Genomic DNA, 5,719 nt, shown 5'->3' on the forward strand with positions numbered 1-5,719 from the left:
TGATTGATGAGCAGACCTTCGTGGAGGCTCAGCAGGCAACTGCCGAGTACGACGCCATGAAGTACGACGCTGATCACGCGCTGGAGACTGCGGCGAAGCTGGGCCGTTAGAAACTGGGCCGTTAGAAGCTGCGGTTCTGTGCTCTGGGGATTTTGTTCCCTGAGACCTTCCCTGGGACCTTGAGCCGGGTGGTCCGCGGCCATTGCGGGTAATAAACGAAAAATACGGAAAATTTCTGGGATTCCTCGTAATAAAACCGTAAAAATACCGTGGGCTCCCGAAGCGGGTCTATCATAGATAGTGAACCGTATGATCTTGTATGCGTTCAAATGTCTGTGTGTTGGATGAGGCTCGAAAGCATCGTAGCTTTCGAGCCTCATCATTTTAATTTCTGAACATATTTTTAGAGCATTGATCCTAGATATTGTGTTCATTTGTTTTATGTTGTGAATCTGTGCGATTAGCCCGCGCAAAGCGGCGGGGGAGTAGAGTTAAAACCATGCAAAGTCACGAACAGAACCGCGAAAACACCCCCGAAAAGACCCCTGAAAAGACCCCCGCCCCTGAGTCCGGCACCACCGAACTGCTGGTGCACGTACCCGCCCGCTGGGGCGATATGGACGCCTACGGGCACGTCAACAACGTAGCCATCCTCTCGGTCATGGAAGAAGCCCGCGTGGCGCTCTTCGGCCCGCCGCCGTCCTCTGGCGAGAAGCCGACCGTGGCGCCGCAGCCTCCGATTCCGCTTTTCGACCTGGTTGCCGAGGGCGTGCAGGCGCTCATCGCCGAGCACGGCATCCGCTACCTGGCTCAGCTGCCCTACACCGGTGAGCCCGTGCCGGTGCGCCTGAGCGTGGAGAAGGTCAGCGCCGCATCCGTGCGTATTGGCTACTCGATCCTCTCCCCGGTGGACGGCCGTGAATGCGTGCGCGCTTTTACCGTGCTAGCGTTCTGGGATTCGGTGGCGGGGCGGCTGACTCGGCTGACTCCCGAGCAGCGTGAACTGCTGAGCTCCTACCTGCCGCAGAAGTAGGGGGCGCTCCGCTGTAATACAACGGCATTGAACGGGGTTAAGCGTATGCTTTAAATACCTTCTGCAAAGGGTGCAAAAGGTCTATCACCGGGAGAGATAACGATGTCGTTTCACCACACTCAGGTAGGCTCCGCCGGCTGGGTTCGCCGCACGATGCGCGCCACCGGTTGCGCCGCCGCCCTGCTCCTCGCCCTGACCGGCTGCTTTGGCGGTTCTCAGAGCGAAAACTCTTCGTCGAGCCCCCGCCCCTCCAGCACGGCTAACCACTCGCAGTACCCGCTCCCTTCCGCCACGGCGTCGCCAACGAAGAAGACCGAACCGACCGTCACCGAGACTCGGGTGTCAGCCCCCGCAGAGAGCGCCGAGGCGAAGGCCTCCGAATCCTCCACACCCGCTGAAGCGAAGGAAACTCCCGCAACGGCCGCAAACCCCACTGCCGCCCAGACGCCTCGTGCACCCGAAAAGGTGGAGGCTGAGCGCGCCTCCGCCGGTGAGCGTTGCGGACACATTGGCCGCAAGGGCTACCTGAAGACTGGTGCGGAAATCATGGTGCTGCGCGGTACCGTGGACTGCGCCCACGCCCTGGACGTGCTGACCGAGTACGTCACCACCCCGCGTGCCGACGACAACACGACCCAGCACCGGGTTGCGAAGGTTCAGGACGCCACCTGCTACTGGAACCCGCAGTCCGATATGGCTGAGAACCGTCGCGAGGATCGCGGCGCCCCCGAATGCACCATCGGTGAGGATGTCGCCTTTGTGGCGCGCCTGGAAAATCCGGATGCGCCCCAGATTCCCTTCCTCATGGAGCCCTCCTACTACGATTCCGGTGCCGGCTACTACCGTTTCAAGAGCGACGATGAGCGCACCCTCTGCGAGCTGAACCCCGCGGACGGAACCCTGGTGTGCGAGCGCCGCACCGGCGAGCAGACCGGCGACGGTAACGGTGTGGTCGGTCGTACTTTTGCCGGCCCGGTGGAGGTGACTCGCATGAACTTCCTGACCGGCGCCAGCGAGGTGAATACCGTGGATGAGTCCTCGGCCCTGCACGCGGAAACCACCACCGCAAACACGAAGATGATGCATGCCCTGGATGTGGTGACTGTGCCCGCTACTGAGGGCAATCAGCTGACCTGCTTCGGCGAGATTGAGACTGGCTCGATCACCTGCCATGACGGAAACGGCCGCACTATTACGGTGCGTGGCAGGCACGAAGGCTAAGTGCCCTAGCGGTGCCACCCTGCGGGCTCCTCAGACACCGTATAGCTATCTCACAGGTAGCGTCTATAAAATACACTGGTGAGGAACCCGAACCGATGACGCAGAAAGGTCACCATGCATCCGGCACAGAAGCACTCTACCCAGACTTCTACCCATGCTCGTTCTACTACGCTCCGCACCGCTAAGCGCTACAGCCCCGTAGCGCTCGGTGCCACGCTGTTGCTGGCGCTGTCGGCATGCTCCGGAGGCACCACCACCGCCTCCCCGAGCGCCACCGCAACCCCTAGCCCGAGCGCTACGAGCGCGAAGGCGACCGCTAGCCCCACCCGCACTGTAACGGTCACTGAAAGCACCCCGACTGCCGGTACTATTCACACCGCCACCGCGGAGGCCACCGTGAGCCCCGGAACCATCACCACCGCAAGCCCCGCGGCGACCGTTCAGGCGAGCTCCTCCGCATCGGCTAAGGCGAATACCTCGGCTAGGGCTGTGGCGAGTGCGTCGAGCACCGCGAGCCTGTCCAGTTCGGATGTTCAGTCTGCGGGCGGTAGCTGCGGCAGCATGGACGCCACCGGCTACCTGAAGCACAACGCTACGGTTCAGGTGACCTCCGGTGCGGTGGATTGCCTGTTTGCGCGTGAGCTGATCCGCCAGTTTGTGGTGCAGAACCCCGCCGAGGTGACCGATAAGGCGAACGGTGAGCGTACCGTCATGTCGGCGCGCTGCTACTGGAAGCCGGGTGATGGCGCGGACCGTGCGACCCCCGAGTGCGTGTCCCTGGATGGTGGCAGCACCGTCATTACCGTGAAGCTGACCAACTAGTTTACGGCTCACCCCCCCCAAGGTACATCCCGCAAGGCACGGGTATTAAACACGAACGCCGCGTTGACGAATAGTTCGTCAACGCGGCGCTTGTGTGTCGAAGCTATCTCAATCAGCTGGGGGTTAGAGCTCTCCGCGTGCGCGGGCGGCGAGCACATCATCCAGGCGGGCGAAGGTCGAACGCCAGGTGGTGCGCACCTCCTCGTGAACCGAGGCGGGCATGGGGCCAATCTCAATGACGATGCGGGTGCCGGCTCCCACGCCGTCGGCGGTAATCACGGTTTCGGGGAAGAAACGGTGACGCTGGTACACCAGCACGCTGCCGGGGTTGCCCAGGTGGTCGGGCAGCTGCTCGGCGTATTCGAGCTCCTTGAACGGTTCAATGCTCAAAAAGCGGCTCTGCAGAATGCATGACACCGAGGGGTCCACCTCGTTGATCATGGACAGGCGCTGCAGGCCGCCGACGACGGGCTCCACGACAACGTCGGTGGGGCGCACGTGCCAGCCGGCGGGGCCGTACCAGCGGACCAGCAGCTCGGGGTCCAGGTAGGCGCCGAAGACGTCCTCGACCGGGGCCGCGATTTCGTGATCGAAGACGAGAAGCTCCTCATCGGGAACATGAGTGATGCTCATAGGGTTCTCCTTAAACGGGTTGAAGAGCGGGTTTAGGGCTTCTTGCCGGAGTAGTAGTTGCCGAGGAACTCGTCACGGTACTCGAAGTAGGTACCGTTCTTGATGGCTTCGCGGGCGTCGTCCACCATACGCACGATGAAACGCTCATTGTGAATGGAGGCGAGGGTCGCCGCCAGACGCTCGTCCGCCTTGAAGAGGTGACGCAGGTAGGCGCGGGTGTAGTGGGTGCAGGTGTAGCAGTCGCAGCCCTCGTAGATGGGTGAGAAGTCCGCCTTGAAGCGCGCATTGGTGATGTTGTAGCGGCCGGTGGGGGAGTAGACGGCGGCGTTGCGTGCCACGCGGGTGGGGGAGACGCAGTCGAAGGTGTCCACGCCGTTTTCGATGCCGACGAAGATATCGTCGGGTTCGGAGATGCCGAGCAGGTGGCGGGGCTTGGATTCGGGCAGCTCTTCGGCGCACCAGCGCACGATGGTGCCGAGGTTTTCCTTCTCGAGCGCACCGCCGATGCCGAAGCCGTCAAAAGGCATTGCACCCAAATCCTGGCACGCCTTGCGGCGCAGGTCCTCGTACTGCGCGCCCTGAATGACGCCGAACAGCGCCTGGTAGGGCTTGCCCACACGCTCTGCGGTCAGGCGCTGGTGCTCAGCGATGCAGCGCAGCGCCCACAGGCGGGTGCGTTCGAGCGCCTCCTCCTGGTAGCCGCGGGAGTTGTAGAGGGTGGTCAGCTCGTCGAAGGCGAACATGACGTCGGCACCGATCTGGTGCTGAACCTGCATGGACACCTCGGGGGTGAAGCGGTGAATCGAGCCGTCAATATGCGACTTGAAGTTCACGCCGTCGTCGTCAATGTGGGCGAGGCGTTCCTTGCCCTTTGCCACGTCGTCGTCACCGAGGGGGCGGCCGTCGGCGCCCTTAGCGTCCGCGACGGTGCCCATGTCGATAACCTTCTTGAAGCCGGAGCCCAGGCTCATGACCTGGAAACCGCCGGAGTCGGTGAAGGTCGGGCCGTCCCAGTTCATGAAGGCACCCAGGCCGCCTGCTGCGTCGAGGATTTCGGGGCCGGGCTGCAGATACAGGTGGTAGGCGTTGGAGAGCAGAGCCTGAGCGCCGAGCTCCTTCATGGATTCGGGCAGGACCGCCTTGACGGTTGCCTTGGTGCCCACGGGGGTGAAGGCGGGGGTCTGGATCTGTCCGTGCGGGGTGGTGATGACACCGGTGCGTCCGCGGAACTGTCCGCCGTTGGCTTCTACACGTTCAGCGCTGGGGGAGGCGGTGTCCGCCAGGCGGCTGGTGATGGTGAAGCCAAAGTCCTCGGTGGGGAAAGAGTTATCTAGAACGCTCATTCTTCTCTCGATTGTTTGCTTTCCGTCTGAATGTCTACACCCTAGCCTACCGGAAAACCCCGCCTCTCTTGCCGGAGGCGGGGTTTGCGCGGGTACAGTCGGGCGAGGGCACAGCCGGGCGCGGCTAGGTTCAGCTAGCCGTAGCCAGCGAAATTAGCCTGCGCAGTTAGCCGGCGAAGTCGCCGAGCATGTCCACGGTCGGCACGAAGAAGAGGGTGCCGGTCACCGCGGTGCTGAAATCCAGCAGACGGTCATAGTTGGCGCCATCCACTCCGGTGAACATATTCATGAGCATCTTTCGAACGGTCGAGAAGGTGCTGGCGTAGCAGATGAAGTAGGTGCCCAGCTCGTTGTTACCCACGGTGCCGAAGGGCATGTTGTCGCGAATAACCTTGAAGTCGTCACCGATATTGGCGGCAGCGGAGTGAGAGTCGGCGGGCTTCTCGTCCTCGCTCATCTCGATGTCGTCGTGCTTGGAGCGGCCAATGACCTTCTCCTGTTCGGAGACGGGCAGGGCGTTCCACGCGGTCATGTCGTGGATGTACTTCTGCACGAACTGGTAGCTGCCGCCCTTGTAGGCGGGGTCATCGTCACCGATGATGCCGAAGTATTCGCGTGCCGCGGGGGTCTGCGGGTTCTCGGTGCCGTCCACAAAACCGATGATGGA

General features: G+C 62.3%; 6 protein-coding genes. 3 read left to right on the plus strand and 3 right to left on the minus strand.

Annotated elements, in window-relative coordinates; translation table 11 throughout:
- The first annotated feature begins 499 nt into the window (after positions 1–499).
- From Q0216_RS09280 to Q0216_RS09290, 3 genes are all read left to right on the plus strand, one after another.
- Positions 500–1,033 (plus strand): acyl-CoA thioesterase, encoded by a 534-nt coding sequence (locus Q0216_RS09280; RefSeq protein ID WP_366139829.1) that lies wholly within the window; start codon positions 500–502, stop codon positions 1,031–1,033.
- Between the two features lie 102 nt (positions 1,034–1,135).
- A complete protein-coding gene (locus tag Q0216_RS09285; RefSeq protein ID WP_298594777.1) occupies positions 1,136–2,254 on the plus strand; it encodes a phosphoglycerol transferase in 1,119 nt (372 codons plus the stop codon).
- 114 nt (positions 2,255–2,368) lie between these two features.
- A complete protein-coding gene (locus Q0216_RS09290; RefSeq protein WP_298594779.1) occupies positions 2,369–3,076 on the plus strand; it encodes a hypothetical protein in 708 nt (235 codons plus the stop codon).
- A 123-nt stretch (positions 3,077–3,199) separates the two neighbouring features.
- On the opposite strand, the gene Q0216_RS09295 is transcribed toward Q0216_RS09290, so the two are convergent.
- From Q0216_RS09295 to Q0216_RS09305, 3 genes are all read right to left on the minus strand, one after another.
- Positions 3,200–3,709: an SRPBCC domain-containing protein gene (locus Q0216_RS09295; protein WP_060823945.1), complete on the minus strand. Its 510-nt coding sequence runs from the start codon at positions 3,707–3,709 to the stop codon at positions 3,200–3,202.
- Between the two features lie 32 nt (positions 3,710–3,741).
- Positions 3,742–5,052 (minus strand): tRNA guanosine(34) transglycosylase Tgt, encoded by a 1,311-nt coding sequence (gene tgt / locus Q0216_RS09300; protein ID WP_298594781.1) that lies wholly within the window; start codon positions 5,050–5,052, stop codon positions 3,742–3,744.
- A 166-nt stretch (positions 5,053–5,218) separates the two neighbouring features.
- The coding region (locus Q0216_RS09305) for a Dyp-type peroxidase (RefSeq protein WP_298594783.1) at positions 5,219–5,719 on the minus strand (501 nt) is incomplete at its 5' end.

Origin of the sequence: uncultured Rothia sp. (assembly GCF_937976295.1) — a bacterium.
Taxonomy (GTDB): Bacteria; Actinomycetota; Actinomycetes; order Actinomycetales; family Micrococcaceae; genus Rothia.

Excerpts from the sequence above, each read along its gene's own strand:
- Q0216_RS09295 (WP_060823945.1), bottom strand. The coding sequence starts at position 3,709 with ATGAGCATCACTCATGTTCCCGATGAGGAGCTTCTCGTCTTCGATCAC.
- Q0216_RS09290 (WP_298594779.1), top strand. The coding sequence starts at position 2,369 with ATGCATCCGGCACAGAAGCACTCTACCCAGACTTCTACCCATGCTCGT.
- tgt (WP_298594781.1), bottom strand. The coding sequence starts at position 5,052 with ATGAGCGTTCTAGATAACTCTTTCCCCACCGAGGACTTTGGCTTCACC.
- Q0216_RS09285 (WP_298594777.1), top strand. The coding sequence starts at position 1,136 with ATGTCGTTTCACCACACTCAGGTAGGCTCCGCCGGCTGGGTTCGCCGC.
- Q0216_RS09280 (WP_366139829.1), top strand. The coding sequence starts at position 500 with ATGCAAAGTCACGAACAGAACCGCGAAAACACCCCCGAAAAGACCCCT.